This window comes from Streptomyces sp. NPDC126510 (assembly GCF_040302345.1).
GTDB lineage: Bacteria > Actinomycetota > Actinomycetes > Streptomycetales > Streptomycetaceae > Streptomyces.
Window position 1 is genome coordinate 23641 of the sequence record NZ_JBEORR010000028.1, and the last position, 25380, is coordinate 49020.

14 protein-coding genes and 1 pseudogene are annotated in these 25380 nt (G+C 68.1%); 8 read left to right on the top strand and 7 right to left on the bottom strand.

Going from position 1 to position 25380, the window contains the following annotated elements; genetic code table 11:
- Positions 1-484 precede the first annotated feature (484 nt).
- The 4 genes from mads2 to mads5 are packed head-to-tail and all read left to right on the top strand — an operon-like array spanning position 485 to position 6250.
- The gene (gene mads2 / locus ABTX60_RS32020) at positions 485-2716 is read left to right on the top strand and encodes a methylation-associated defense system DNA methyltransferase MAD2 (RefSeq protein WP_352100498.1); all 2232 of its coding nucleotides are present in this window, start codon (positions 485-487) and stop codon (positions 2714-2716) included.
- Entirely contained in the window at positions 2713-4041 is a 1329-nt protein-coding gene (gene mads3, locus ABTX60_RS32025) for a methylation-associated defense system AAA family ATPase MAD3 (RefSeq protein ID WP_352100499.1), read from the top strand. Before mads2 ends, mads3 begins: the two co-directional genes overlap by 4 nt.
- Positions 4038-4817: a methylation-associated defense system protein MAD4 gene (mads4, locus tag ABTX60_RS32030; protein WP_352100500.1), complete on the top strand. Its 780-nt coding sequence runs from the start codon at positions 4038-4040 to the stop codon at positions 4815-4817. The genes mads3 and mads4 overlap by 4 nt, the downstream gene beginning before the upstream one ends.
- Positions 4814-6250 carry a methylation-associated defense system restriction endonuclease subunit S MAD5 gene (mads5, locus tag ABTX60_RS32035; protein WP_352100501.1) on the top strand — a complete coding sequence of 479 codons (1437 nt, stop codon included), beginning with the start codon at positions 4814-4816 and terminating at the stop codon, positions 6248-6250. The genes mads4 and mads5 overlap by 4 nt, the downstream gene beginning before the upstream one ends.
- 111 nt (positions 6251-6361) lie before the next feature.
- Here mads5 and ABTX60_RS32040 read toward each other — a convergent pair whose 3' ends face one another.
- Entirely contained in the window at positions 6362-6580 is a 219-nt protein-coding gene (locus tag ABTX60_RS32040; RefSeq protein ID WP_352100502.1) for a DUF397 domain-containing protein, read from the bottom strand.
- Positions 6559-7401 carry a DUF5753 domain-containing protein gene (locus ABTX60_RS32045; RefSeq protein ID WP_352100503.1) on the bottom strand — a complete coding sequence of 281 codons (843 nt, stop codon included), beginning with the start codon at positions 7399-7401 and terminating at the stop codon, positions 6559-6561. The genes ABTX60_RS32040 and ABTX60_RS32045 overlap by 22 nt, the downstream gene beginning before the upstream one ends.
- Positions 7402-7586: 185 nt before the next feature.
- On the opposite strand from ABTX60_RS32045, the gene ABTX60_RS32050 reads away from it, so the two are divergent.
- A complete protein-coding gene (locus ABTX60_RS32050; protein ID WP_352100504.1) occupies positions 7587-7847 on the top strand; it encodes a hypothetical protein in 261 nt (86 codons plus the stop codon).
- A gap of 323 nt (positions 7848-8170) precedes the next feature.
- Here ABTX60_RS32050 and ABTX60_RS32055 read toward each other — a convergent pair whose 3' ends face one another.
- Positions 8171-10303, bottom strand: coding sequence for an AIPR family protein (locus ABTX60_RS32055; protein WP_352100505.1), 2133 nt, complete (start codon positions 10301-10303; stop codon positions 8171-8173).
- 150 nt (positions 10304-10453) lie between these two features.
- On the opposite strand from ABTX60_RS32055, the gene mads6 reads away from it, so the two are divergent.
- From mads6 to mads8, 3 genes are read left to right on the top strand one after another with little or no spacing between them, the layout of a single operon-like run.
- On the top strand, positions 10454-14659 hold the full coding sequence (gene mads6 / locus ABTX60_RS32060; RefSeq protein WP_352100506.1) for a methylation-associated defense system protein kinase MAD6: 4206 nt from the start codon (positions 10454-10456) through the stop codon (positions 14657-14659).
- Positions 14659-16353, top strand: coding sequence for a methylation-associated defense system protein MAD7 (gene mads7, locus ABTX60_RS32065; RefSeq protein ID WP_352100507.1), 1695 nt, complete (start codon positions 14659-14661; stop codon positions 16351-16353). Before mads6 ends, mads7 begins: the two co-directional genes overlap by 1 nt.
- A gap of 4 nt (positions 16354-16357) precedes the next feature.
- Positions 16358-21943 (top strand): methylation-associated defense system ATP-binding protein MAD8, encoded by a 5586-nt coding sequence (gene mads8 / locus ABTX60_RS32070; RefSeq protein WP_352100508.1) that lies wholly within the window; start codon positions 16358-16360, stop codon positions 21941-21943.
- Between the two features lie 330 nt (positions 21944-22273).
- Here mads8 and ABTX60_RS32075 read toward each other — a convergent pair.
- The 4 genes and pseudogenes from ABTX60_RS32075 to ABTX60_RS32090 all read right to left on the bottom strand — a co-directional run.
- Positions 22274-22943, bottom strand: a pseudogene (locus ABTX60_RS32075) (3'-5' exonuclease); the annotation flags it as partial.
- Positions 22944-23109: 166 nt separating this feature from the next.
- Positions 23110-23421, bottom strand: a complete 312-nt coding sequence (locus ABTX60_RS32080; RefSeq protein WP_352100509.1) for a hypothetical protein — start codon at positions 23419-23421, stop codon at positions 23110-23112.
- Positions 23421-24809 (bottom strand): hypothetical protein, encoded by a 1389-nt coding sequence (locus ABTX60_RS32085; RefSeq protein ID WP_352100510.1) that lies wholly within the window; start codon positions 24807-24809, stop codon positions 23421-23423. The genes ABTX60_RS32080 and ABTX60_RS32085 overlap by 1 nt, the downstream gene beginning before the upstream one ends.
- Positions 24806-25228 carry a hypothetical protein gene (locus tag ABTX60_RS32090; protein ID WP_352100511.1) on the bottom strand — a complete coding sequence of 141 codons (423 nt, stop codon included), beginning with the start codon at positions 25226-25228 and terminating at the stop codon, positions 24806-24808. The genes ABTX60_RS32085 and ABTX60_RS32090 overlap by 4 nt, the downstream gene beginning before the upstream one ends.
- Positions 25229-25380 lie beyond the last annotated feature (152 nt).

Consider the following 25380-nt stretch of genomic DNA (forward strand, 5'->3'; position numbering starts at 1 on the left):
TGATCTGCGCAGGCCCGGTTCGGCGCTGGTCACACCGTTCAGGCGCGGCTGAGTGACCGCATCCCGGCGGAGGTGGTCCAGGAACGGCTGACCGCACTGGACGAGACCGAACGGTGGTGGGCGGGAACGTTCGCCGCGCACCCAGGGCGAGGACAGTGTCGAGCCCCTGCGCGAGGCGACCCGGTTCCCCGCCGTGGCGGACTGTCCGCGTGCCACCACGGACGAGGGCTGTCTTGAACCGACTGCGCTGGGCTGACTGAACAACTGCTTCATGGTCGACCCCACCCTGTCCGGCGAACTGGCCACAGCGGCGCACGATACCCCTGTGCCCGAAAGCCTTCGCTGCCGAGCAGTTGTTCGTGACCGTGGTCAGCACTCGTCTGGCCCACTCCACGTTCCGGTTCACCCCGCGATCGCTGTCGCGCACCACGCCGTAAGGTGGGTCCGCACAGTCGGTGGGCCCGTCGCAGAGCACGGGGCGGGCGTGGTGGAAGTCGGGACGGAGCAGACGGCGGATATGGCGGACGAGCAGTTGGGCCTTGGATTTTCCGTGCCGGAGGAGTCCCAGAAGCGGTCCGGGGGGGCCTCGCCGCCGCGCGCGCTCGGTGACGACGAGACGATCGACTACATCACCGGCCAGGACGTCCTCAAGCTGACCGAGGCCGAAAAGGTCAGGCAGCACATCGCCCGGGTCCTCGTGCACCAGTACGGGATCAATCCGGACGACATGGCGCGGGACTACGCGATCGAGATTCCGGCCGGTGAGGGCACCCGGAAGAGCCGGAAGAAGGTCAGCATCGCCGTCTTCGAGGCCAACAAGCCACACCGCCTGGAGTACCTGCGGCGCATCGTCATCACCAAGCCGCGTCCCCGGACGGGCCGCACCGTCACCAAGATCCGTACGCACGAGCAGGCGACGAAGGACATCGACGAGCTCCAGTCGCTGATGAGCGTGGTGGGGCCGCAGTGCCATCTGGGCCTGTGGACCGACGACATCGACCTGTACTTCGTGGAGCGGCTCAAGAAGGACGACGAGGGCCGGGAGCTCCGGTTCGAGGACCGCTTCCGCCCCCTGCCGAACTGGCCGCGCGGCGACGACACGGCCTTCGACGCCGCCCGTGACGCGTCCTCCCTGGCGGAGATCCGGCGCGCGGACAAGTACATGCTCCGCTTCGCCTTCCGGCGCTGCCACAACTACATCCACGGCAACGAGGGGCTGCCCAAGGACGCGGCGTTCTGGCAGTTCCTCTACGTCCTGTTCGCGAAGATCTACGACGAGCGCATGGTCCGCGAGCACGGGCGCGAACCGCGATTCCGCATCGACATCGAGGACCTGGTCAGGACCGAGACCACCGCCAGCGGCGCCCAGCGCAGGGCGGGCAGCCCCGAGGTGGCGGCCCGGGTCAAGAAGCTCTTCGAAGAGGTCAAGGACTTCTACAAGAAGCAGGGGCTCTTCGACAACCGTGACGAGCTGACGCTGTCCGTCCCCGCGCTCACCTTCATCGTCGGTGAACTGGCGCCGTACGACCTGGGCACGACCGACATCGACGCCAAGGGCGTCGCGTACCAGGAACTCGTCGGGGACAACCTGCGCGGCGACCGCGGCCAGTACTTCACGCCCAACGAAGCGGTGAAGCTGGTCGTCGACATCCTCGATCCGCAGGAGCACGAGACCGTCTTCGACCCCTGCTGCGGAACCGGCGGCTTCCTGCGGGAGACCCTGAACCATCTGCTGCGCAAGTGGCAGAAGGCCGAGAACGGCACCTTCACCAACGCGCAGGAACTCGCCCGGCAGATGGCCGACTACCGCCGGCGCCTGGCGGCCTACGCGGACGAGCACCTCTTCGGGGCCGACTTCGACCCCTTCCTGCGCCGGGCCACCGTGATGAGCCTGATGACCCTCACGGACACGGCGGGACACGCCTTCCAGATGGACTCGCTCGCGTTCCCGGACGGCCATCTGCCGGGCAACGACGAGGCGTTTGGCTTCCCGCAGATAAGGCTGGGCGCGGTGGACGTCCTGATGACGAACCCGCCGTTCGGCTCGGACATCCCCGTCTCCGAGGACATGATCCTCAACACCTTCCGCAAGAGCGGCGGCCAGTACGGGGTGGCCTACACCTGGGCGAAGAACAACGAGGGCGAGCTGACGAGGGGCGACGGGGCGACCGCCGTCTCCCCCGAGAGACTGTTCGTGCAGCGCGCCGTGGAGTGGGTCAAGCCCGGCGGGCGCATCGGCATCGTCCTGCCGAACGGCATCCTGTCCAACCCCGGCCCCGCGGACGAGGCGGTGCGCCGCTTCATCCTCGACCAGTGCTGGGTCCTGGGCAGCGTGGAACTCCCCGTCGAGACCTTCATCGCCGAGGCCAACGTCAACATCCTCACCACCCTGCTCTTCCTGCGCCGCAAGACCGACCAGGAGCGGCAGGAGGAGATGGAGTTCGGGGCCGCCGACTACCCGGTGTTCATGGCGGTCGCGGAGAAGGTCGGCGTGGACCGGCGAGGAAATAAGGTCTTCGTGCGCACCCCCGACGGCGAGGTGGTGGCCGAGGAAGAGGTGGAGCGCGAGATCCTGCGGATCGGCGGTGTCGAGGTGCCGCGGGAGATCCGGCGCAGCGTGCAGAAGATCGACAATGATCTGCCGAAGATCGCCAAGGCCTACCACGAGTTCGCCGCGCGGTACGCCCACGAGTTCCCCTGGAATGCCGGCGCATGATCACCCGTATCGAGGCGTACGGCTACCGCTGTTTCGAGAACCTCGCCGTCGACCTGTCCGGCTTCCATGTGCTGGCCGGCGCCAACGGCTCGGGCAAGAGCACCCTGCTCGACATCCCGGTCCTGCTCGCCGAGCTGCTCGGCGCCGAGCGGATCGAGGACGCCTTCCTGAGGCCGTCCGCCCGCACCGGCCGTCCGCCGCGTGCGCAGTCCCTGACCGAGCCCGTCCACCGGGGGAGGGACACCGGTTTCGGCTTCGCGGTGGAGGCGCGGCTCCCGGACGAGGTCACCGAGGTCCTCGCGGAGGCCACCCGCAACCCCCGTCTCCCGCTGCCCACGCATCTGCGGTACGAGTTGCACCTCACCCCGGTCGACCACGGCCGGGGCATCGAGATCGCGGCGGAGTACCTCGTGCTCTTCCCCGAAGGGCATCCCGTTCGGCCGGTACCGGGGGAGCGGGCCTTCGATGACCCGGACGAGAAGATCGTCACCGGCCGGGGCCGCAGCCATCGCGTCCGGTGGGCCTGGGACGAGAGCTGGCGCCCGGTGATCGCCCGCACCGGGGGACGGGTCTCACGCTTCACCTCCGAGTCCGGCGGGCAGCCCCCGTTGACCTGGCAGAGCCCGCACAGCAGGCTCGCGCTGGATACGGTTCCGTTCGACGAGGGTCACTTCCCCGCGGCGCTGTGGTTCCGGGGCCTGCTGCGCGAGGGCACGCTGTCCTACGCCCCCGACTGGGCCGCCCTGCGCCAGGCCGCTCCGCCCGCGGGCCGCACGCCTCAGCTCGACCCCGTCGGCCGTAACACCCCGTGGCTGGCCCTGCGTCTCAAGTACGAGGACAAGGAGCTGTACGACGCCTGGGTGGACCTGGTCAGGATCGCCCTGCCACAGGTGCGGGAGATCGACGTCGTCGAGCGCGAGGACGATCGCCACGCGTACTTCCGCGTGACCTACGCGGGCGGCCACCAGGTCACCTCCTCCGGTCTGTCCGACGGCACCCTGCGCGTGTTCGCCTTGACCCTGCCAGCCTTCATGCCCGACCCGCCGGCCCTCCTGGTCACCGAGGAACCGGAGAACGGCATCTACCCGCAGGCCATCGAGATCGTCATGCAGGCACTGCAGGCCGTACGGGACTGTCAGGTGCTCGTCGCCACGCAGTCCCCGCTGGTCCTGGCCAACGTGGAGCTGCCCGACGTACTCGCCACCCGCGTCGACCACGACACCGGCGCGGTCACCGTCGTACGGGGCGACCTGCATCCGAGGCTCGCCGACTGGCGTGGGGATCTTGATCTGGGGACGCTGTTCGCGACGGGGGTGTTCGAGTGAGCAGGGGGGCTGCACGGCGGGCACCGCGCGGAAGCGGAAACGGATCGGTCGCGCCTGTTCCGCGACAGCAGACGGGGCCGGCAGACGAGTCCGGGAAGCGGGACGTCGTCTTCTATGTCGCCGACCAGGGCATGAAGGCCATGATCGGCGCCTTCCTGGACCGGAAGGACATCCACCACAAGCTCGGCTGTGGTCCGTTCACCTTCGACGGCGGGCGGGACATCAAGCTCGCGCCGCACAAGGACTCCGAGCTGCCGCTCCGGGCCGGTGCGCTGCTCCAGCCCTGGCGCGGCGAGTACCGTCGCGCGATCGTGGTGCAGGACCACGCGTACGACAACCCGCTGCCCCCGGACGAGATCCGCAAGCGCATCAGCACGCAACTGGCGGACCACTGGCCGCAGTTCGCGGTCGTCGTCATCGAACCGGAGCTGGAGAACTGGTTCTGGTCGGACCACACCCCGGCCATCAAGAAGGCCCTCGTCTGGCGGCCCCCGGGCAAGGGTGACGAGCGCACCCCGCGCCAGGTGCTTCAGGACGCCGGCCTGTGGGACCCCGGCAAGGACAAACCCGATGACCCGAAGCGCGCGGTCGAGTACCTGCACGAGAAGAAGTACACCGGCCCCAAGAACAACGGCATCTTCCGGCGCTACGCGGAGACGGTCCCCTCCGTACGCGGCTGCACGGACGCGTCGTTCCAGCACCTGAGGGCGACGCTCGCGGACTGGTTCCCGGCCGAGACCACGACGGCATACACGACGACGGAGTACGCGCAGTGAAAATCGCGTCCAAGGACAATCCGGTACGGCTGAGCTGGCTGCGGGAGCAGGGGCTGCGGATGGATGCGGCGCCTTATCTTTCGGGAGCGTTCGAGGCGCGGAAGTTGTTGGAGCGGTTGCCGGTTCGCAAGGACAAGCTGGAAGAGCTGACAGCCGGGCACGGCGGAGGCATTTTCAACGGGCCCAAGTTCAGCCGCGTCTATGTCACCGATCCAGCGCAAGCGGTTCCGTTCCTCGGCAGCACGGACATGATGGAAGCGGACCTGACCCATCTGCCGCTGCTGAGTCGGGCCAAGGTAGCAGACAAATTTCCGTACCTGGAGATCCAGCCCGGAATGACTTTGATCTCCTGCTCCGGGACGATCGGCCGGATGTCCTACGTCCGCAATGACATGGCGGGTATCTGGTCTTCCCAGCACGTCATGAAGGTTCAGCCGAAGCCGGAACGAATTCCTTCCGGCTACCTGAACACCTTCCTCCGCAGTCGTTTTGGTATCCCCATCGTCACCAGCCAGGCATACGGCGCGATCATCCAGCACATCGAGCCCCACCATATTTCCTGGCTGCCTGTGCCACGGTTCGATCCGGCGCTGGAACAGGAGATCCACGACCTGGTGGAGGAAGCGGCCGCGCTGAGGGCCGAGTTCCAGGCGGGGTCGGTCGGGGCGACCGAGGATCTGTTCAAGACGGCGGGGCTTGAGGAACTTATCGACCTGCGGTGGCATGACGATCGGGCTCAGGATCTCGGCTTTGTGCGGCGAGGGTTGACGTCTACGACGTTGCGGGCGCTCAACTTTCAGCCCAGGGCGGCTCGGATCCTGAAGCAGCTGCGCGACGTTGAACATGTGACGCTTGGCGAGATTTGCAACGGGGGGCAGCTCAGCAGGGGCTTGCGCTTCATGCGTGTGGACGGCGCCGAAGACCCGCACTACAGCTATCAGCTGGTGGGTCAGCGGCAGGCGTTTTGGCTGCGGCCGGTAGGACGTTGGATCAGCAAGGCCAAGACGTCGCCCGAAGTGCTGGCCAAGGACGAGACGATCCTCGTTGCCTCCCAGGGGACCCTAGGTGAGAACGAGGTGTTCTGCCGCCCGATCTTTGCCACCGGGGCGTGGCTGTCGTACGCGTACTCGGAGCACTTTCTCCGTATCCGCAGCGGTGATTCCGATATCCCCGGCGCCTACCTCTTCGCCTTCCTCCGTTCCGAGGCCATGTTCCGCGTCCTGCGTTCCATGTCCACCGGCGGGAAGCAGCAGGACATTCACGAGGGGCTCCGCGCTCAAATTCCCGTCCCTGTCCTCACCGCCCCCGATCGGGAACGCATCGCGGAAACGATCCGCACTGCGTACCGGAAGCGTGATGAGGCCGACCGCAAGGAAGACAGGGCCCTGGAGCTTTTGGAGCGGGCGGTGTTGGAGCACAGCGCGACTGGGTGACGGGGGCCGGTCTGTCTACGGACACGGGGGTGTTGTTCCCTGACAGCTGAGGGAACAAGCAGGACGGCCCGGTGCCCCGGCCCACTGCGGACCGGGCCGTGGGCGGAGGCGTCAGAGGATCGGTGTCGTGCCGCTCTTGAGTGCGACGACGAACGCGCCCCAGGCGTCCGGCGTGAAGGCCAGTACAGGGGCGAGAGGCGTCTTGCTATCGCGGACGGGGATGAGGGCCGGGATGGCGTCGGCTACCTCGACACAGGCAGACCCTTCCGCGTTTCCGCTGTAACTGGCCTTACGCCACTTTGCGGTGCTCAGGTCTGGGGTGGCTCGCATGGCTTGAACTTCTCCATCGCCGCCTCGATCAACGCTGCGGATTCCCTTGGCGGTAGGGCGCAGGCCTTCATGCGATCGTACTCCCGGAGGCGCTGCGTGACGGTGTCCCGGTCGTCGAAGATCTCCCCGCTGCGGGGGCCCTCCTCGTACACGGTGGTGGAATTGTCCGGGAGGGTGAGCAAGATGAGGGTGCCGCTCATGAACGCACATGCGCCAGCCTCGAACGGGACGACCTGGATGGTTGTGTGCGAGGTGTTCGCCAGCGGCAACAAGGCTGCAAGCTGTTCGCACATGACTGCTTTGCCGCCCACAGCCCTGTGTAGTACGGCCTCGTCGAGGATCGCCCAGAAGTCCGGCGGGTTGTCGCCGCGCAGGACCTCCTGACGGCCAAGGCGATCTGCGATCAGGCGGTCGATCTCCCCCGGGGCTGCGCTGCCTTCCCGCAGCAACGCTTGCATGTACGCCCGCGTTTGAAGCAGCCCGGGAACGGTGCTCGCGCCGAACTCCTGAATCCGCGCAGCCCTCGCCTCCAGCTCCAAGCAATGATCGAATCGCCGCGGCGTGTGCTCCCGCTTGACCGCCCCCCACAGTCCCTGGAACAACTCCCCCGTCCCGAAAGCCACATCCAGCTTCTCCGAGATCGGCGGCAACGGTAGCCGTTCCGCCGTCTCCACCCCGTGCAGGTGCGTCTTGCTGTAGTTGACCACCTCTGACAGGCGGTCCAGTGACATCCGGACCAGCTGCCGATGCCGACGCAGCTCGGTGCCGTACAGCTCCCGCGCCGAGCGTGCGGGTTCGAGGTCGCGTGCGCCAATCGCCATCAGTGCGGCTCTCCTTGGTCCCGTGGTCCCGTGGTCCCGTGGTCCCGTGGTCCCGTGGTCCCGTTTGTTCCGGGTCTCCGGAGGGGACGGTTCACCCCTGTCGAGCGTAGCCACGGACGGCGACGATAAGGGCACGAACGGTGATTTCCACCGATCGCACGCACCCTCGTTCACGGAGACCCTCAATGGACGCTGCCCAGCACCCTGACACCAACGCCCCGTCCGCCCCACCCTCCCCCGTCGTCGGAGACCTCGCCTATGACACGGTCCGCAACCGCTACGGGGTGGTGATGGAGCGCACCCCGGGCCAGGTGTACCTGCGGCCCAAGGACGGCGGCCGGGAATGGACCGCGCAGCCCGAGCACATCGAACTGGCGCGTGCCGGTGAGGCGTTGAGCCCGCAGGTCGCCGAGGCGAATGCCCGCAGCCGGGGGGAGATCCTGTGAAGCGGTCACCCGAGAGCGAGAAGCCGAACGCGTACGCCCCGCCCGCCGGCCTCCCCGGCATGCCCGTCGGTAGTCTGGTCCGGGACAGCGCGACCGGGCGCGAAGGCACGCTGAGGGACGTACTCCTCTATCAGCCCGCCGACGAACCGCCGGGTCCGGCCGCCCGCCCGGCCCGTCGCCTCGTCTTTCTCCGCCCGGTCGGTGGCGGCCTGGAATGGACCACAGACCCGGACCAGGTGGTTCCGGCAGGGCGGGACCACCTGGAGAGGTCCCTGAACCCGTCCGGATCCCCATGCCGGTGAACAGGCGGACGTGCTAGGCAGTCAGGAGTCGCCCGCGTTCAACTCGTCCTCGGCCCGCAGCTCCGCCGCCAGGTCGACCAGGGAACCCTCGCCGGGAATGTGCCAGTACAGGGTTCCCTGGACCTGTTGGTTGTTGCCCATGGCCTCTTTGCGGATCTTGCGGACCAGCGTGCTGGGCGCGTACGATTGGCCGTCGGCGGCCCAGCGCAGCGGCCTGGACGTGTTCTGCTGCCAGGTCGCGAGGGCGCGGTCGGGGTTCTCGGTCAGCCAGGCGCCCAGGCCCAGCCGGTCGGGGCGGGTGACCGGGCGGAACTCCAGACGCGTACCCATCGGAATCCGTTCGGCCTTGACGATGAGGCTGGTCGCGTTGGTCGAGCGGGCGGGCTTGCCCTGGGGCCGTTCCTCGACGCGGTAGTCGGCGTTGTCGGGGGCGGTCTCACCGGATCGCATCGACTCCAGGACACGGCGTGAGACCAGACGTACACGCTCCGCCGTGCGCATGCTGGTCAGCATCTGGCTCGTAGGGCCGTACGCCTTGTCGATGGTGGTCACCAGCCAGCCCAGCGTCCGCTCGACCAGTTCCGGCACCCTCGCCAACTGGGCCTCCCAGTCGGCGTGCTCGTCGTCGAGGCCGTCCGTGTCCAGGTTCTGGAAGACCACGTGGCTGATCAGCAGGTCACCGTTGCTGGCGGCGCTCGCGGCCCGGCCGAAGAGGTCGTCGCTCTGCTCGGCCAGGGCCGCCTTCACCGCGCGTACCAGCTGTACGCGGCGCCACACCTGCTGCGCGCTCGGCGCCGTGTTGAGTGTCCGGCCGAAGATCTCCTGGTAGTTCGCCTTCTCCCAGAGGAGGGAGATGTCCCGCTTGGCCTTCGCCGCCAGTTCGGGATTGCGGTGGGTCGCGGCGAGGGCCTCCGCGGCGTCCGTCATAGTGCAGCCGCTGTCTGGGGCGGGCTCCGACTCTCCGCGCTTCACCACGTAGGTGCGGCCGAGGGAGAGGGCGAAGTCGTCCCTGAGGCCGGTCTGGATGGGGTCCCGGGACTTCCAGTCCCGTTCCTCGATCGGATTCTGGGTATTGGTGTTGAGGGTGACCTGGTCGCCGAAGCCCTCGGGGCAGTTCTCCAGGGAGATGATTTTGACCATGACGCGGCCGTGTTGCGCCGTGGCCGAATTTCGCTGCATGGCACGGTACATGGCGCTGACCGTCTGCGCGCCGTTGACGACGCTGGCCCCTTCCAGGACGAATCCCGCTCCCGCGCCCGGAGAGAACGCGCCTTTGCCCTTTTTCCGGATCCGGTCACACAGCAGGGTGATGCCGTTGCTGAAGTACCAGAAGTTCTGGGGTTCGTGGAGGAGAGTGGCGCGAATCTTGTCGTTGACGTCGGTGTCGAGCGAGTCGCGGATGTTACGGGCGAAGAGGTGCCGGTCGTGGGTCTCGTACCACTCGGCGACCTCGGCCGCGGAAAGCGTCCCGTAGTAGGCGGTGAAAGGAATCTCCTCCCGGCCGACGCCCTCGACCCACGCTTCTAGGTCGATCTTCCGGTCGGCGTGCTCGCCGAGGATCTCCTGGTACAGGCCGCGGAGGTCGATAACCCGCCATTCAATCATCTCCTCGGCCCAGTTGCGCTTCTTGACCTCGGAGTCGAGCAACGCCCTTGTGTCCGGGTGCAGTTCGGTGTCGGTCACCAGGGCGAGCAGCAGAGTGATCTTCGGGGAGCCGCTGTCCAGAGCCTTCTCAAGGGCTTCCGTGTGCTGCTCGATGCGCTTGTTGAACCGGCTGAATTCCAGGTTCATCAGATAGTCGAGGCCGCGGAAGAGACGGTCGACCTCGCTCTGCCCGAAGCCGGCGGTGGCGTTCTCGCTCCACTTCGCCTGGACCAGCGTGATGTGCGGCCGCCCACCCTGACCCGACGCGGACAGTTCGACCGCGATGGCGTCGATTCCCCAGTCGTCGCGGCCGTCGATGACCGAAAGGGCCGCTTCCCGGTCCGCGTACCCCGTTTCGCGCTTGACCGCAAGTGCGGCCACCGCCCGGCTGAGAAGCTTCTCTTTCCGCTTCTTCTCCGAGATCCCGGGCTCGTCCGTCATGTCGATGAATGGCTCAAAACGTTCGATCAGTCGTCTGCTCAGATTGCGGATGTAGAACGACTGCGACATGTGTCCTCCCCCGTCACCGGTCTGACCGGCAAACACTCTATCCGGACAATCAGTTCGGCCCCTGGTACTAAAGTGACTCCGGCACATGGCAGTGCGGCGCGCACCGCGTCCGCACGCATGCGAACGGTACGGACGGGCCCCGGGGGACTCATGGCACGCATCATCAAGGTCGGCGAGCCCGTCAACGACGCCGAGCGCATGGTGCTGCGCCATCTCCGGGACGAGGGCCCCGCCGAGTGGACCGTCATCTCCAACTTCGAGATCTACCGCGGCCGTCAGTGCTTCGAGGTCGACCTCGCGATTCTCACCGACACGGCCTGCTACATCGCGGACACCAAGGGCACGCACGGGCGCATAGAGGTACGGGGCAAGCGGTGGTTCCCGCAGGGGCGGGCGCCCTTCCCCAGTCCGGTGCGCAAGCTGCGCGAGCACGCCAAGACCGTGGCGGGCCTGCTGCGGCAGTCGCACATCTCGGCGGCCCTCGGCTCGGTGTGGTGCGAGGAACTGGTGATCCTCCCGTTCGAGGACGCCGAGCTGGTCGACCACGACAACCGGGACGAGAAGAACACCGTCCTGCTCAAGGACCTCGTTCCCCATCTCCGCAAGCACAGTCCGGCCAAGATCGGGCCCGCCTTCCCGATCGCCGGGCTGCACGAGGACATCGCCCGTGCCCTGGGCGCCGTGTCGCGAGCCCAGCCCGGACTGCCCAGGTTCGGTCACTACCAGGCCGTCGAGACGCTCGTCGAAGCGGATCCGGCACCGGAGGCAGGGGCGGAAGCGGACGCCGAGGACCGGGTGTCGGTGTACCGGGCGGTGCAGCCGGACCAGCCGAACTCGGGGACGTACCTCGTCCAGGTGCACACAGTCGATCCGCTGTTGCCGGAGGAGGAGCACACCCGGGAGCGGGAACGGATCGGCAATCCGATCCAGGCCCTCAACAAGCTGCCGCCCAACCCGCACATCGTGCCCTGCGTGCATGTGCTGCCGCTGGAGGACGAGACCGGATACGCGGTCGTCCTCAAGGACGTGCACGCCGAGGCGCTGCGGGTACGGATGGCCGGCGGGCCCGGCACCCAGGGCGCGGACGCGAGACGGCGGATCATGTCCGGTGTGCTCGCCGGGCTCGCGCTGGCGCACGCGTACCGGGTCGTGCACCGCCACCTCACACCCGACACGGTTCTGGTGGCGCGGAACGGCACGGCGATGATCACCGGCTTCGACTACGCGCACACGGGGCAGAAGCGGGCCGGGACCGTGGCGATGGACGCGTACGAGCGCGCCGACCTGGCCTATCTCGCGCCGGAGTGTCTGAGCGGTCCCGAGGGCTTCTCCGCCGCCTCCGACGTCTTCGCCGCGGGCGTGCTCTTCCATGAACTGCACACGGGGGAGCTGCCTTTCGTGACCGGCGGCAACCGCCTGGTCGACAGCCTGGACGGAGCCGACGTCACGCCAGAGGTACGGGAACTGGTCCGGCGGCTGCTGGCCGCGGATCCGGCACTGCGGCCGACCGCACGGGAGGCGATCGCCGAACTGGAGCGGCTGGTGCGCGGCGGTGCGGGGCGCGGCGGCGATGGAGGGGGATCGGGGACGTCGGCTCCCGGGACGCCCGACGAGCCCTTCGACTGGGAGAACCCCTACAACTACCGGGACCTGCCGTCCGGCTTCCGGCTCACCGAGAAGTTCCACGTCCGCAAGAAGCTCGGGCAGGGCAAGTTCGGTGTCGTCTACCAGGTGTTCAACACCCTCGACGACACCGATGAGGTCCTGAAGATCATCACCAGTGATCCGGAATCGGTCGGCGTACGGTTGAAGGGCGAGTACGGGATTCTGCGCCGGTTGCCGGCGCATCCGAACCTGGTGCGTGTCATCGATGCCGACTGGCTGCCCAAGGGCGGATTCCCCTATCTGCGGCTGGAGTTCGTGGAGGGGCAGGACCTTCAGGCCTCGGCCACCCGTGAGCGCCGACTGGGGGCCGCCGACGTGGTGCGGCTGCTGGAGGACTGTCTGGCCGGGCTCGACCATCTGCACCGCAACGGCGTCTACCACTGCGACATCAAGCCCAGCAACCTGCTGTGGACCGCCGACGGCACAAAGCTGCTGGACTTCAACGCGGCGGTGTCCGTCGACTCCACCCTGACGCCCACCCTCGGCTCGCCGCGCTACCAGGCCCCGGACACCGTCGCCCGGCAGCGCCCCACCCGGGCAGAACTCGCCGACCTCGACCTGTACGCCCTCGGGGTCTCCGCCTACATCGCGCTCACCGGAACATATCCCTGGCCGGGACGTGCGCAGCCGCCCAGGGACGAGGAGGCGCTGGACCCGCGCAAGATCAGTGGCCTGGGCGACCTGAGCCGTGCCTTTGCCGACGTACTGCTGAGGTCCGTCAAGCCACGCCGTGCCGACCGGTTCCCGGACGCCGAGGCGTTCCTGGCGGCCGTACGGGCCATAGGGGAGGTCCGGCGCACGCGTGACGGCGAGGAGCAGGACGAGCAGATCCGGACGGAGCCCGAGCCGGCCTGCACCACGGGAGCCGGGCGGGACGGCACCAACGCATTCGTCGGTCATCTCCAGACCCTCTACAGCCAGAGCTCCCGGACCAACGCGGGCACCCGCGGGCTCGATCCCGCGCAGTTCCCGCTGTACGTGGCCACCGCCCTGGACACCGCGCTGCGGGACGACGTCCTGGCGGGCAGACACCTGCTGGTCGTCATCACGGGCAACGCCGGTGACGGGAAGACGGCCTTTCTGGAACAGTTGGCCGTCGAGGCGGTCAAGCGGAACGCCGACATGGGCGAGAAACGCGTCAACGGCGATGACTTCGTCTTCCGGGGCCGCGCCTTCCACACCAACCACGACGGCAGCCAGGACGAGGGACACCAGGACAACGACACCGTCCTCGACGCCTTTCTCTCGCCGTTCCAGGGAACGGACGCCGCTGCCTGGCCGCAGGATCAGACGCGGCTGATCGCCGTCAACGAAGGGCGCCTGACCGACTTCGTCACCGCACACGCCGACCGCTATCCGCTGCTGGCGGACACCGTCCGCCAGGGACTGGTGAGCGGCAGAGCCGAGCACGGCATCGCCGTCGTCAACCTCAACGCGCGGGACGTCGTCGCCGATCCCGAGGGCACCGGGGACTCCATCCTGCACCGGATGGTCCAGGCGATGACCGACCCCCGGCACTGGAGCGGCTGCGCCTCCTGCGACCTGGCGCCGCGCTGCTACGCCAGGCACAACGCGCAGACCTTCGCGCACCCGACCGCCGGCCCCGTGATCACCGAGCGGCTCGCCGCCCTGTACCGGATGACCCATCTGCGCGGACGACTCCACATCACCCTCCGCGATCTGCGCTCCGCTCTGGCCTACATGCTCACCTCCGGCCGGGACTGCGCTCAGATCCATGACCTCTACCAGCGCCCCGACAGCGTCCAGGAGCGGCTGGACAGCTTCTACTTCACCAGCTGGGCGGGCCTGCACACCGAGGGCGAGCCGGAACAGGACCGGCTCCTCGCCCAGCTGCGGGAACTCGACGTCGCGACCGTGCCCGACCCCCAGCTCGACCGCAAGCTCGACTACGTGGGCCCGGACGGCGGTCACAGCCTGATCTCCGTCGACCAGCGCGGCAGCCATGACGCGGAACTGCTCGGCGACCGGTTCGCAGCGTTGCCCCGCACCCCGTCGGCCGACCCGGCGGAAGCCGCCGCGCACCGCGCCTACCTCGCCGCGGCCCGGCGCCGCTTCTTCTTCGAGAGCCTGGACGGCGAACGCTGGAAAACCCTGCTCAGCTACCGTGCGGGGGGACGCTTCCTGGACCTCCTCGCGGCGGGCGAACCCGGCCAGGCGGAACTGGACCGGATCATCGAGGCCGTCAACCGGGGTGAAGGGCTGCCTGGGGCCCTGTACGACGGTGAACGGGCCCTGGCGCTGCAGGTCAGGTCCGTGCCCGGGGGGACCATCCGCAGCCACCGGCTATTCCCCGCCGACCGGTTCACCATCGAGGTCGGCAGGCCCCCGGCCTCCGCCTACGTGGAGGCCGGCCCGCGCGAGATCGTCGTCAGGTACCGGGGACGGACACCGGACGGATCCGCCGAGCACCACGCGGAACTGGTGGTCCGCCTCGACCTGTACGAACTCCTTGACCGGCTGCACTCCGGGTATCAGCCGGGGGTCGAGGACCGTCAGGGGCAGAACCTCGCGCTGGCGGTGTTCAAGAACGCGCTGTCGGCCACCTCCTACCAGGAGGTGCTGCTCACCGCACCGGGCAGTGTGCCGCACCGGATCACCCGGCTGCCGGACGGAGCGCTCAGGCTCGGGCCGGTGGGTGCGGCGAACGACGCCGCGAGGAAGGGGAACTGATGGTGCTGCGCAAGCGGGACAGCGAATTCCGTCATCTGGGTGTGTCCTACCTGGAGTTCAAGCGTGTCGAGATGGACCGTGTCCTGACCGGGTTCCTGATGCGGGTCAACCACAACGGCCAGACCAGCAAGATGGTGCGGGGCAAGACGCTGGCGAACGAGTTCGTCGACGAGTTCCGCGCCCAGGAGCATGCCGAGAAGTTCCAGGGCTTCCGGGACTCTCCCGACATTGCGCGGCGCTGGATCGAGACCCAGCTCCTGGACATGGTCAACCGGGGCAGGCCCAACCAGGCGGTCGCGGGGCTGCGTCCCCTGCACGGGCTGACGTACAAGTTCCGCAACCACCACCACTCCCGCGCCTACGGAGCTGACGCACAGCTCTACGAGATGCTGCGGCACGCACGGGGCGGTCGCGGAACGATGGCGCTGGAGAAGATCCGCGCCTTCTTCTTCACCGGACTCGACCCCGCCCTGGGTACCCAGCTGGCCGGCACCGGCGTCGACGTCGAGACCCAGGCCGTGCTCCACCTCAACAGCCAGGTGAAGCAGGACTCCCCGGCGACCGTCAAGGGCTGGTACTCGGCACCTCCGCTGTGCGCGGGACAGTCCGACCTGCTCGCCGACGACGTACTGCGACTGCTGTCCCTGCAGGACCTGCTGCCCCGTATCGTCATGGTCGAGTACCTGAAGATCCTCTTCGCGTTCCATCTGGCGCTCGGCCAGCTCAAGGCGATGAAACTGCTGCCGTCCGCCGTCGAGCGTTCCGCGGCCGAACCCACCTGCGGACCGGAGAACTGCCCCTTGGGGACAGGCGGTTCGGCAGACGGATTCGCGAGCTGCCCCTTCCGGGTGGGGCTGTTGGTCGACGCGGCAGGCGTGCCCGGCACCCCGGTCGCCGCCCTCGCGGAGCACAGCGCGGACATCTGGCTGCGGCGGGTCCCCGGCTTCGTGCGCGCGGGCTACGTGGTACGCAAGCTGGGCGAGTTCGCCGATCACCTGGCCGATGCCAAGGAGATCACGAGGCCGTCCCGAGGATTCTTCACCGTCGCAGAGCTGCTGCAGTACGCGGGAGAGGCGTACCGGGAGCGGCGCGAGCAGTTCTTCGCGTCGCGCATGGACACCCTCCTCGACGAGACCCCGATCGACGAACAGCCCGAAGGCGTACGTCCGTTGCTCAGCGCGGGGATGGGGCTCGGCGCGTTCGAGAAGTACATCGAGCTGATCATGGCGTACCGGGGTAAGTACCACTACGACTACATCGTCGAGACCATCGACTCGCTGCTGCTCAAGAACCGTCCCGGCGCGGTCATCACCCAGCCCCACCGGGGCCGCCGCCGCTTCGTCATGGACAGCGCGCTCCTGGAGGTCCTGGTCCAGATCGCGCTGCTTCGGCCCAATCCGCGCGGCACACGCTCGCGTTTCCCGTACCACACCGAGCAGTTGAGGCTGGACGAGTTCATGGACACGCTGCGCACCCGATACGGGCTATACGTCGACCGGCTGCCGGCCGACGACGGCTTTCCCACCTCCGGGTTCGAGGAGCAGGCGGCTCTGCGGTCGAACGCTGAGGCGTTCACCACCCGGATGCGGGAGATCGGTTTCTACAGCGACCTATCCGACGCCTACCTCACCCAGGTGATCACGCCCAGATTCGCGATCTCCCTGGACGGCGCGGTCACGACGGGCGGGAGGTGACGGCATGGCACGCGGACTGACGGAGATCACCGAGGCACAGTGGCGGGACGCCCTGGAGCACGCCCTGCTGCCACGGCTGGCGGCCGTGCTGCGCGGCAGGCAGGCCGGGCACTGCATGCGGCTGGGCGACTTGGACACCGACCTCGCCGCACGGCTGGTACGCGGACTGCGTGTCCTCGTGCCCGACGCGCAGGTGTTCGTCCTGGGTGGCGGCGACGGCCGTACTCCCGCCGACGTCGCGGTGACCAGCACCAAACTCGTCGAACTGCGCAACCCCGACGAGGACGGCGGACTCCGGCCCCCGCTGCTGGTGTTCGTCCCGCCCGGCATCCGCGCCAGCGCCGAGGACTCCTTCGGTATCGCCACCTTCGAGCAACTGTCCCTGGACGACGTCCACGCGAAGCTCAAGACGTCACTGCTGCGTGAGGTGCCGGAAGCGCTGCGGCAGCCCGTCACCGAACTACTGGACCGCCAGGACCAGGTCACGGCTGGCGGCGCGGTGGCGGACGACCGGGCCGCCGTACGGTATCTGCTGACGCTGCGGGAGAACGACCACGACCCGGAGGCGGCCGGGGCAGCCGTCCATCTGCTCGGGCTGATCCCCGACTTCGGCCTGTTCCAGGACATGACGCTGGTGGGCCGCAAGGCGGACCGGAACCGCAAAACCGTCGCCAAGCTCACCGAGGCGACATCCACCGACCGCCAGAGGGTCCTGAGCCTCGGGCTGCCGCAGAACTCGCCGGCGGGAGAGGAATTCGTACGCCGACTGGTGCGGTTCGCCGCCCGCACCGGCCTCGACACCCCGTCCCGCTGGTGCCGGGCGATCGCCGTGGACCCGGACAACTGGCCGCTCGCCTTCCACCACTGGCCGCAGGAGAACGCCCCCGGCGGAGAACAGGTCGGCATCGAGGTCCACGAGCTGACGGTACTGCCCAAGGCTGGCCAGAACGAGGACGACCTGCGCAACCATCCCGCGCTGGAGAGGCTCTTCGGCGGGCAGTATCTGCTGCCCGGCGGGCTCTCCTCGCTCCCCGTCTCCTTCACCGTCGATCCCGATCCCCGCCACATCACGGGCCTCGCGCGCTTCTCGATCCAGATCCTCAGCGAGAACGAGACCGACGAGGGCCGTGGCGCCAGCACGGTGAGCCCGACCGGCTTCACCGCCACGCTCGCGGTGGCCAAGACCGCCAAGACGGTCTACAAGACGAGCATCAAGCTAAAGAAGGGCCGCAAGGCCGACTGGGAGGAGGGGTGGCACTTCGTCAGGGTCACCCCGCTCGACACCAACGGCGATCCCCTGCGGGTGGCCGGCGCCGACAGCACGCACCGGCCGCACGAGAGCGACCGTTTCTACGTCGTCCCCGAGGGCGAGTTCGACGACCCGCCCGTCCAGCGCTCCCAGCATGCTCCCGGGCTAGCCCAGGCGATCAACCGGCTGCGCTTCATCGCCCGGGCGGAGGGCCGCGATCCGTGGCGGGTGTCGTGCCGGGAGGTGAGCTGGGGAGCCCGGACGGCCAAGACCCGGCCGTTGCGGGCCCGGTTCGGACCCGCGGGCCCGGTCACCATCGACCTGCCCACTCCCCTCGCCGAGGCCGAGGAACGCATGCTGGCCCGGCCGTACGCCCTGGAAGGACCCCGGCTGAGCGTCGACGCCTCGGGACGGTGGCAGCTGAGCGACGACGAAAGCCCGGCCATCACCCCTGCCGAAGGCAGCGACTTCGGCAGCTACCTCCAGGCGCGCGCCACACTGTTCGCGGCGGTGCGGGCCGATACGGACGGATCCGTACCGCTCGTGGTGGAAGGAACCGACCCTCGCGCGGTGCGCAAGGAGGCCGAGAGCTGCGCGGAGGCCTATCTGAGAGCGGTCACCCGATGCGTCCGCGCACTGGAGAATCCCCGTGGCGGCACGGCCGAGCGGGACCGGGCCGAACTCGCGCTGCTGCTGCGCACCGACACTATGGTGGTGGAGCTGGCCGACGCGCAGGACGGGCTGCGTCAGGCGGTGCTCGTCGCCCCCACTCATCCGCTGCGGGTGTTGTGGTGGTGCGGGCAGGCGGCGCTGGCCGACCACTGGCTCGACCGGACCGAGGGCCAGGACAAGGACCGGGTACTGGAAACCCTGCACAGCCTCGTCGAACGGCTCGCGCCTCTAGGGTTCCCGCTCGTGGTGCCGCTCACCACTGGTGAACTGACCTTCGCCGCCGGACAGTTCACCGACTACTGGCAGGTCTGCCTGCCCAGTGAGACGGCCGATCCGCGCGGAACGGTCTCGCGACTGGGCTCCGCCCTGGGCGTGAGCGACGGCTCGACGGCCTCCGGCATGATTAGTGGCTCCGACCTCGCGGACCGGGTCGAGCGGTATGTGCGCCTCCACCCGTATGCGGACAGCCTCGTCATCAACGCCCTCGGTGTCGGCCGGGGAGAGGTTCTGGCCTCCATGCTGACAGAGCTGCAGAGCCGCAGGCACCTGGCCCGGCTGCGCTACACCGTCCGCCTCTTCACGGATCATCCCCAGGAGCCGTGGGTGGGTGAGGCGCTCACCGATCTGTTCTCGCCGGGGTCGGGGCCGCGGGCCGCCGCCGCGGAGCCGTTCGGTACGCCGGGCGATCCCCTGCGTCCCAAGCTCGCCGTCGTCGTGCGTGATGCCGCAGACCTCCGCACCCGCGCGGCCGATTTCCCCGCCCACCTGAGTATCCTGTTCGACCCCTTCGGCGGGGAGCAGTACGACATCGCGCCGGGTGCCCGTACCTCGGGCCGGGCGGCGGCACACGGGCTCGTACAGGAACTGACCAGCCACTACGCCGAGGACGAGGAGTCCGTGGCGTGGAGCCGTCAGCCCCGCCACGGCGCCACGGACCCCGTGCCCGGCGCCGAGGAGACCGGTGACCTGATGGCGGCACTGCCCGAAGCCCTGTCGGCCGCCGTGGTCGCTGTGACGTCGGGAGAGCCACGTCCGGGACATCTGCCGCAGATAACGCTGCGTCTGTCGGCTCAGGACAAGGCTCTCCTGCACGACGTGCACCAGACCAGCGACTGGGTCGTCACAGTGGACCGGACCCTCGGAGTGGAGTACTTCGATCACGGGCGGGCGGACCGGCCCGAATACGTCATCGACTACTCGGCGACCGCCCAGCCCGGCATGGGCCATCACATCGTGGTCTCGTCGCGATCGGTCGACGAGCTGCGCGCACTGGTCGGGCCCGTGCTCGGCGACAAGCAGCTCAGCATCGAACCGCGCCATGTGGCGACGTTCTTCGATCAGCTCAGGGAGCTCTCCGGCAGCTTCGCCTTCAAGCTCGCCGCGCTCGGCAGCAGCAGCCGTACCGAGGTCCTCGGACTGGCGCTCGCCCGGCTGTACCTGGGGTACCAGGGCGCGCTTCACAACCAGATCCTCATCCCGCTCGACGCGCACACCGACCTCTACGGCGAGGCGCAGCGACGCATCGCGGCCGGTGACGGTGCGGTGCGGCTGCACCGGACCGACCTGGCGCTGTTCGACCTGGACGCCGAGCGCCGGGTCGTGGTGTGCCGACTGATCGAGGTCAAGTGCTTCACCGGAGTGGGCGGTCTGGGCGCCTACGACGCCAAGAAGAAACAGATCAGCCAGCAGATCGACAACAGCCGGAAGATCCTGGCCGCGCAGTTCGACCCGCTGGTCGAGCGCCCCGACCGTCCCCTGCAGAACCTCACGCTCCGCTCGCTGCTCGGCCACTACCTCGCGCGTGCGAACCGTTACGGCCTCTTCGACGAAAAGGGGTACGACGAGGCACGGTGGCTCCTCGACCATCTCGACCACGGTTACACGCTGGAGTTCTCCAGGACCGGACTCCTCTTCGACCTGGGCGGGGACGGCACGGACGTCGAGGGCGAGGGGGGCATCACCTTCCACCGGATCGGCCGTCATCAGGTGACCGAACTGCTGGACGCCGTGGAGACGGAGTACCTCGGCGGGCCTGTCCGCAGCGCGCCCCACATGCTGGCGGAGGCGCAAGTCCCGGGCATCGAACGCGGAGAGTCCACGCGGAGTCTGCGTCCACGCGACCGCAGCCGCGAGCTGCCGGAGGAACCGGCTCCGCTCAGCGCTGTGCTGGACGAGGAGTTCGTACCGGCAGCGGCCGGCAGCGAGGGCACCGCGGGGACGGCCGACGAACGGGCCGCGGGAGCTGTGGGAGAAACGGCAGGAGAACCACTGAGCTCTGCCTCGCGACAGGCCTCCGAACACCCCATCGGTACAGAGCAGGCGCCGGGATCGTCGGATGCCGCAGCTGCCGGGGCGGACGGCGAGAACGCCGGGAACGCGGCGGAGGTCGAGGAGCCTGCGCCGGACCGCGAACCGGAGACCCCCGCACAGCCGCCAGCCGCTGCGTCATCGGTGGATCCGCCGAACAGCCCCCCGGTCCCGGACGTCTTCCTCGGAGTGTCGAAACCGACCGCGCAATACGGTCTGCTCGGTATGAGCGCGGGCCGGAGGATCGCCCTCGACCTCAACGAGACTCACACCATCAGCCTGTTCGGTGTGCAGGGCGGAGGGAAGAGCTACACCCTCGGATCGATTCTGGAGATGGCGAGCCTGCCCGCTGCCGGCGTTAACCACCTTTCGCACCCGTTGGCCAGCATCGTCTTCCACTACAGCGACACGCAGGACTACGCGCCCGAGTTCACCAGCATGACCAGGCCCAACAGCGACCAGGACCAGCTGGCCTCCCTCCGGGAACGGTACGGAGCCGAGCCCGCGGCACTGTCCGACGTCCTGCTGCTGGCTCCCGCCGACAGAGTGGACGAGCGCAGGCGCGACTATCCGGACCTCGACGTACGGGCGCTCACGTTCTCCTCGTCTGAGTTGAAGGCCGCGCACTGGCGGTTCCTGATGGGGGCAGTCGGCAACCAGGCCCTCTACATCCGTCAGCTCGGAAGAATCATGAAGGCCAACCGCGACGATCTGACGCTGGACACGATCCGGCTCGGGATCGAGCAGTCCTCACTGTCGGACGCACTCAAGCAACTGGCTTACGATCGACTGGATCTGGCCGCCGAGTACATCGACGACGATGCTCGGCTCCAGGATCTGGTACGGCCCGGACGCCTGATCATCGTCGATCTGCGTGACGACTACATCGGAGAGGATGAGGCGCTGGGTCTGTTCGTTGTCCTCATGCAGTTGTTTGCCGATGCCCGGCACGAGGGACAGCCGTTCAACAAACTTGTCGTGTTCGACGAGGCCCACAAGTACATCCGCAGCCCCGACCTTGTCGATGGGCTGGTGTCCAGCGTCCGCGAAATGCGGCATAAGGGCATGTCTATTCTCGTGGCGAGCCAGGATCCGCCGTCCGTGCCGATTTCACTGATCGAGCTCTCCAACCACATGGTGCTGCACAAGTTCACCTCACCTGCATGGCTGAAGCACTTGCAGAAGGCGAACGCCGCCCTGTCCGCTCTGACCGCAGAAAAAATGGCGTCGCTGAACCCTGGTGAGGCCTTCGTGTGGTCGGGCAAGGCCACCGACGAGGCATTCGTCCGAGGCGCAGTGAGGATCCGGTGCCGCCCGCGCGTCACCAGGCACGGGGGTGCGACCAGGACGGCCATCGGGTGATGTGGCCGCGCTCGGGTGTGAGAGGGTCGCTGCGATGTAGGGGGGCGTGAGAAGGGCGCACGTCGTTCCCTGGGAGACTGGCGGAGGCAGGCCCTCGGTGGTGCTGAGCCGGGGGCGCTACTACGCAGAGGTAGACCAGGGCAGGGAACATAAGTAGCCGTCAAAGTAGCCATGGAGCGGGCCATCCTGCATTTTTGCGCAGGTCATAGCGTTGCGGTGATCTTCCCCGGCGTACAGCCCGACTCGTCTGCCGCTGTCGGCAGCTCTGCCCCGGGAAGGACCTCTGACCTGAGTGGGAGGCCCTTATCCACCTTCGGGGGTTTGCTCTGCTCAGGATGGCAGATGGTGGAGGAATGGGCTCGGCGTGCCGTGCCAGAAGATGTCGAGGCTGTCGCGTGCCCGGGTCACGCCACAAACAGCAGGGATCGCGCCTGCTGGAGCTCCCTCCGGTAGCGGGCGGGGTCCACCTGGCGCAACTGGTTGACCTGCTCGCGTGGGACCAGACCATCGCTGACCCCGGCGATGATCATGCGCTGGTACTCCAAGCCCTTGAACGGAACATGGCCCCGATGTGAACTCCGGGCTAGCCCCGCGCGCCGTCGGCACCGATCTCCAGGGCCCGGATGCCGTGTTCCCCGAGTGTGCTTCCCATCTCACTGGCCATCAGACTGGTGGGAACGCAGATGGCGATCTGCTCGTGGGCCATCCGTTCGTCCGGGTTGGCGTCCCAGGCCCGAATGTGTGCGGCGATCGGCTCGCGTTCCGTCTGCCAGTCCGTGCACGGGTGCATGCCCGGTGCGCTGCCGCTGAGCGCGGAACGAAATCCGGCGAGAGTCTCCGAGTTCCCATCGAGGTCGTCGTAGGTCTCCTCGCCCAGAACCTCCAGCGTGGAGTGCAGGATCTGCCGTGTAGTGCGGTAGTTGAGGCTGAGCTACGCGGACCGGCCCCGGGTGTTGATACCGAGGCTGCCCAGCGTCACCTGGTTCTCGTAGATGCGCTGTGCGGGGCATCAGCACGGCTTTGCACGGCTCCGAAGCCGGTCCTCTCCATGCCGCCCGACGACGTGCCGACCTGCTGGAAGCAGATGGTCCGTTGGGGCACGTCCGGGTGGCGTCGCCTTGGGCGGACGTGTTGTGGGTCGATGTGACACGCGACGGTGGCTGGACCTAGCCACCTACGGCCCATCGCGCTCCTGCCACCACGGCCAACAGCAGAGGGGGCAATATCCACCACCACGGCATGGCCCTCCGCACCGAAGGCACCAGCCACAGCGCCGCCGCAGCTACGGCGACAGCGATGGTGACGACGCACGACAGCACGATTCCGGCGTACGCGTCGTCGTCCCAGGTGCCGGACGGCGTGATGGTCAGTGCTGTCCAGCAGAAGTACGCGGCGATGAGGGTGAGCAGGGTGAGGGGTACAGCGAGGACCAGACGGAGGCAGCCGCGGTCGTCGTCCACGTGGGAAGGGCTGGTCATCAGCGCAGTGCGTTCCTTGCCTCGTCCAAATTGTTCGCGAACCCACGCCCGTAGTCCTGGGCGTCGTCGGTCTCCCAGTACGGCCCGCCGTTGTAACGCGCGGCGAGTTCCTGGTACTGGGCCGGTGTCATCTCCTCGGCCGGCACATCGGCGAACTCGCTCTCCGCCTTGAGCTGGGCCAGGTACTCCGAAGCGATGAAGATGTTCTGCGCGGGGTCCTGCAGGGCTGTTTCCACCGTGCCGCGCTGCTGGTCGGTGAGGTGCTCGGGGTCGTATCCGAGAACCTCGGCGCCACGTCGCACCTGAATGGCGATGGGGCCCATGGACGTGTTGTCCGGGTCACCGCCGAGCCGCCACGGCAGGCTCTCAGGAGCGATCGGGCTCAAGGGAGAGTCCGCCTGTTCGCGGATGGTGTCGGTCATGTCGTCCAGGATGCCGGGCTGTCCGCCGACCTCCTGCCACGCGATACCGGCGACCATGTCCGGCGGCAGCCCGGAATTCCGTGCCGCGGCCTTGATGATCTCCTTGTTCGCCGCTATCCAGTCGGCGCGGTCCTGCGCGGTGGACGGCGGACTCCAGTAACTGTCCTGCCCTCCGGGAAGGTTGGCGATCTGGAGGCGGATGTCCCGCAGGGCCGGGGAGACGATGTCGTCGCCGGCGATGGGGGAGTAGTCCTGCTTGAGGCCGCTGCCGGACAGCCGCGTCAGCGGGTTCGTACTCGCCTCGGCTGCCTCGCGCCGCAGCTCCGGGATCGCCGAGACGATGTCGACCCGCTGGATGAAACCCATGCGGAAATCAGGTAGCAGGTCATAGGCCTGCTTGAGCTCGTGGACGCAGATCTCCCGCGCCTCGTGTTCCGTGGTCTTCGCGAGTTGGAAATCCCCACCGGCGGCGTCGTGCAGCCGGTTCGCGTCCTCGCGGATGTCGTCGACATCCATGGTCAGCTCGGCGAAGAAGTCCATGACCCCGGTGGTGTCACGCATGTCCTCCCACTGGCGCATCGGCTCCGCCTCCTGCGCCTCACGGGTGATCGCCGTGCCCTTGGTGTGGATCAGGTCCGCGAGCAACCGCTCGTTCGCCTTGCCGTTGGAGTAGTGGGCCTTGGCCACCTCCAGCGCGAACGCGTAGCCGCGCAGAGCGCTGGACGCCTTGTCATAGCCTTCCGCGAGCTGTGCGACCAGCTTGCGCCCCTCGGAGAGCCGGGCTTCGTAGTGCCGGCTGCCCTCGCTCTTCCACTGCGTGTGCTTCTCGGCGCGTTCGGCGGAAGGGTCGACCGCCACGAGCATGTCGTGCAGGCGCTTGAACTCGTCCGCGTTCCGTTCGACGAGGGGCGGGTTGCAGTCTTCCAGGAACTCGACGTCCTTACGGTGACTGATGCCGTTGCTCATCGCGCCTCCGGGGCGACGTACTGGCCATACTCCAGCACGTTGTCCAGGAAGCGTTGAGCTGTGTCGTCGTCGATTTTCACGAAGTCGCTGCCGGTTGTCCTGAGGCGCGTGGACAGGGCCGCGAACAGGGCGACGGCGTCCAGGTACTGGTCATCGGCGAACCCCGCGAACCGTGCCACCTGCTTGCACACGTCCGCGGGCGCCCGAGGGGCGCGGGTCATGGTGGTCAGTTCGTCGTCGGGCCGGCCCTCATGGAGAAAGCCCGCGATCTCGATCAGGAGGTTCGCGTTGCCGTTGATCGACTGGGCCTTGGCGACCAGGGAACCGGTAGCCGGGGCGACGGCCCCGCCGCCGCTGTCCGCCGGCAACTGATTGATCTGCGTGCCGGTCTGCTGACGCGCCAAGGCGTCGGCCTTCAACTGGGCCCACTCCTCTTCGAAAGACAACCTGTCCCCCTCCAAGCCCGTCAATTCGAATTGTCAATCGATCATGCCACTGGGGGAGTGCGGATCGAAAGCTCGCCGCTTCGCGTGGGGGCTGGTTCACACACTCCCTTGGCCAGTCGAGCATC